The 3,718-nt window shown below is 68.9% G+C and carries 4 protein-coding genes and 1 pseudogene; all 5 read right to left on the bottom strand.

The features are described from left to right. The coding region (locus tag KBX39_RS26055) for a hypothetical protein (protein WP_247660598.1) at positions 1-461 on the bottom strand (461 nt) is incomplete at its 3' end. A 33-nt stretch (positions 462-494) separates the two neighbouring features. Next, positions 495-572 (bottom strand): annotated as a pseudogene (locus KBX39_RS34255) (hypothetical protein); the annotation flags it as partial. Positions 573-678: 106 nt separating this feature from the next. After that, positions 679-1,752: an extracellular solute-binding protein gene (locus KBX39_RS26050; RefSeq protein ID WP_104115297.1), complete on the bottom strand. Its 1,074-nt coding sequence runs from the start codon at positions 1,750-1,752 to the stop codon at positions 679-681. A 161-nt stretch (positions 1,753-1,913) separates the two neighbouring features. Beyond that, the gene (locus KBX39_RS26045) at positions 1,914-3,047 is read right to left on the bottom strand and encodes an ABC transporter ATP-binding protein (RefSeq protein ID WP_210872979.1); all 1,134 of its coding nucleotides are present in this window, start codon (positions 3,045-3,047) and stop codon (positions 1,914-1,916) included. A gap of 7 nt (positions 3,048-3,054) precedes the next feature. Then, positions 3,055-3,718 (bottom strand): ABC transporter permease (locus KBX39_RS26040; protein ID WP_210872977.1); only part of this gene is annotated, 664 nt, incomplete at its 5' end.

Here is a 3,718-nt window from a genome sequence, read left to right as displayed (position 1 = left end):
CCCTTCTCGTCGAAGACCGGGGCGGCCACCGCGAACAGGCCGCCGCTGTGCCGGGCCACGCTGTAGCCCTGCCGGCGTGCGGCGTAGACCTCGGAGTCCAGCCGGGCGCGCTCGGCCGGGGACATGCCGGCGGCCACCAGGTCCATCACGGCCTCGTCGGCGTACGCGAGGTACACGTGCGTCTGCGCGGCGCTCGCGTCGAGCTTGGTGCCGGGATGCACGGTGACCACGACCTGGCGGCTGGTGTCCTCCTCGACCAGGGTCACCACCGGCCCCTGGGCGCCACGGACGCTGAGCACCGCCGTCATTCGCGCGTCGGTGCTCAGCTTCCGCAGGTGGGGCCCGGCGATCTCGACGATCCGCTGGCGTCCCAGCGCCCGAATTCCCAGTTCCAGCATCAGTCCGCCGAGGGCGAACGTCCCGCGGCGCGTCCCCCGTTCGAGAATGCCGGCGGCAGTCATCGACGCGCAGTATCGGTAGGCGGTGGTGCGGTTCAGACCCGTCCGTTCGGCGACGTCCGCGGCCGTGAGCTCGACGACCCGGGGACCGAAGAGCGCACAGATCTGTCCCACGCGCGCGACCGCCCGGATGTCCGAGTTCGAGGCTTCGTTCGGATCAAAGTTCGCCACCCCCGAAGCGTAGTTCACATGACGGACGAATCGCTACCGGGGGGTCACCTCAGCCGGCGAGCCAGTTGGTGAGCTTGGCGGTGACCTCGTTGAAGTTGTCGGCGTACCACTGGACGTCCTGCAGCACGGTCTTGCCGGTGTTGGCGTCGCCGTAGACTTCGACCTTCTTCGCGTTCTCCGACAGGTTCGGCTTGGCGGCGAGGTTCACCGGCGCGGTGCCGAGCGCCTCGGAGATGCCGGCCACCGCCTCCGGGCTGACCACCGTGGACAGGAACCGCTCCGCGGCCACCTTCTTCGGCGACCCCTTCGGCACGGCGAAGCAGTTGATCGAGGCCACCGTCACGTCCCACACCACTGTGATGTCCGCGCCCTCGTCCATCAGCGGCACGAGCCGCGCGTCGGCGAGCAGGAACATGTCGACCTGCTTGGAGCCGACCGCCTGCTGGAGCGCGCCGACGTTCGGGGCGAACGTGGTCACCTTGCGGATCGTGTTGAGCTTCTTCAGCGAGCGGTCGACGTCGAGCGGGTAGAGCGCGTCCGGCGCCACACCGTCGGCGAGCAGCGGGTATTCGAGGATGCCGTTCTGCAGGTTGGTCAGGATCCCGCGCTGGCCGGGGAAGTTCTGGACGTCGAAGAAGTCCTTGATGGTCTTGGGCGCCTTGCTCGGGTCCGGGAACGCCTCGGTGCGGTAGGCGAAGGGCGAGGCGTTGATGAAGTTGCCGATGTAGCACTTGCCGATCGTGCCCTCGGCCAGGTTGCTCTTGTCGACGCCGGAGAAGTCGAGCGGCTCGAACAGCGTCCCGCAGTTCTGGGTCGCGGCGGCCGGCGCGGTCGCGACCACGTCCCAGAGCACCGCCCCGCTCTCGACCTGGGCCTTCACCTGCGCCACGTCGGGCGGCGAGGTGTTGGTGAAGGTCACGTTCGGGTGCGCCTTGGTGTACGGCTCCTGGTAGTGCTTGATCATCGCGTCCTGGCCGACGCCGCCGTAGGCGACGAACGTGAGCTTGACGTCCCCCTCGGGGTCCACCGCGGCGGCCGGCTCGTCTCCGCCGCAGGCGGCGGTCATCGACACGACGGCGGTTGCCACGAGGACCGCGAGGACGCGGGATGTTCTCAACACCATGTCACTTCCTTCGGCTATGGCCCGCGAACGCGGGCGTACTGTTCGGAATATGGATTGGTGCTTCGTATAGTGAACAGTAGCGAGGGCGTAACGTGCCCAACAAGAGCGTGGAACCTGTTCGTTACCAAAGAGCGCGGTCGAATGTGCGTATGGTGAACGAGCTACCCCGCGACGACGCGCTGCCGGTCGACTCGCCACCAGGCGACCACGGGCTGGCCGATCCGCAGGTCGCTCTCCAGCGCGTCCAGCCGGGCGCGGCCCATCACGTCGCCCGCGCCCCCGAGCGACAGCATGGCGGTCCGGTACGCCCCCATGTACTCGATGTCGCGGACGATCGCCGCCGCGCAGTTCGCGTCCGGCGGAACCGCGTCCCGGTCGGCCGCGATCCGGACGTCCTCCGGCCGTACCACCAGGGCGGCCGGGCGGCCCTCACGCACCAGGCCCGACACGGTACGGCCGTCGACCGACCACACCTCGCCCTCCCAGACCGCCGTCGTACCGGTCGCCTGCGACAGCGTGAAGACCGTCGAGTCACCGAGGAACCGCGCGGTGAACAGCGTCTCCGGCGACCGGTAGAGCGCCTCGGGGCGGCCCAGCTGCTCGATCCGCCCGTCGTTGAAGAGCGCGATCCGGTCGGACAGGTTCATCGCCTCCTCCTGGTCGTGGGTGACGAAGACGAACGTCGAGCCGACCTCCCGGTGGATGCGGCGGATCTCCAGTTGCAGCGTGGCGCGCAGGTTGCGGTCCAGCGCGCCGAGCGGCTCGTCCAGCAGCAGCGCGGTCGGGCCGAAGACGATGGCCCGGGCCAGCGCGACCCGCTGCTGCTGCCCACCGGACAGCTGCGCCGGGTAGTGCCCGTCCCGGCCGGTCAGCTGGACGAGTTCGAGCACCTCCGCGACCTTGCGCGCGATGTCCGGCTTGGACATGCGGCGTTCCCGCAGCGGATAGGCGACGTTCTGGGCGACTGTCATGTGCGGGAAGAGCGCGTAGTTCTGGAAGAGCATGCCGAGGTTGCGCTTGTGCGGTGGCAGCCGGCTCACGTCCACGCCGTCGAACGAGATGGCGCCGGTGGTGAGCGTCTCGAACCCGGCGATGAGGTTGAGCGTGGTGGTCTTGCCCGAGCCGCTGGGCCCGAGCAGGGTCATGAACTCGCCCGGCTCGATGGTCAGTGAGACGTCGTCGACGGCCGGATGGGTCAGTCCGTAGTCCTTCGTCACGTTGCTGAGCCGGATCTGGGTCCCGGCCCGGGTGGACGCCGGCACGGGCTCGGCCGTGCGGAACGTGGATGCGGACATGATGCTCCTATCGGCTCTTTCGGTTGCCCACGAACAGCACGAGGCAGATGACGGTGACCGCGACGACGACCAGGCTCGACGACGCGGCGATGGTGGGGTCGATCTCGACGGTGACGCTGTTGTACATCTGCACCGGCAGCGTCTGGAACGTCGGCGCGCGGAGGAACAGCGCGATCACCACCTCGTCGAACGAGGTGACGAACGCGAAGATGGCGCCGGTGACGATCCCCCGGCTGATCAGCGGCATGGTCACGAACAGGAAGGTCCGGATCGGCGTCGCGCCCAGCGACGCCGACGCCCGCAGCAGCTTCGGGTCGAAGCCGCTGAGCGCGCTCGTCACCGACACCAGCACGAACGGCACGCCGATCGCGGCATGGGCGAGGACGTACCCGCTCAGCGTGCCGACGAGGTGCCACTTCAGGAACGAGATGTAGACCGCGACCGCGATCACGATCGACGGCGTGACGATCGAGACCATCAGCAACGTCCGGGCGAGCCGCGCGAGCCGCCCGGTCAGGCTGTGCAGGCCGATGGCGGCGGCGGTGCCGACCACTGTGGCGAGCGACGCGGCGAGCACGCCGACAAGCACCGAGGTACGCAACGACGCGAGCCAGGTCGGGTCGGTGAAGAAGTTCTCGTACAGCTTGAGCGAGAAGCCGGTGGGCGGGAAC

Source organism: Micromonospora sp. D75, assembly GCF_018070405.1.
Lineage (GTDB): Bacteria > Actinomycetota > Actinomycetes > Mycobacteriales > Micromonosporaceae > Micromonospora > Micromonospora chalcea.
Note: the sequence above shows the minus strand (reverse complement) of the source record. Positions and strands in the feature narration are given on the sequence as shown.

What these genes read in the sequence shown, in the direction of transcription:
- KBX39_RS26050 (WP_104115297.1), bottom strand. Translation starts at nt 1,752, where the DNA reads ATGGTGTTGAGAACATCCCGCGTCCTCGCGGTCCTCGTGGCAACCGCC.
- KBX39_RS26045 (WP_210872979.1), bottom strand. Translation starts at nt 3,047, where the DNA reads ATGTCCGCATCCACGTTCCGCACGGCCGAGCCCGTGCCGGCGTCCACC.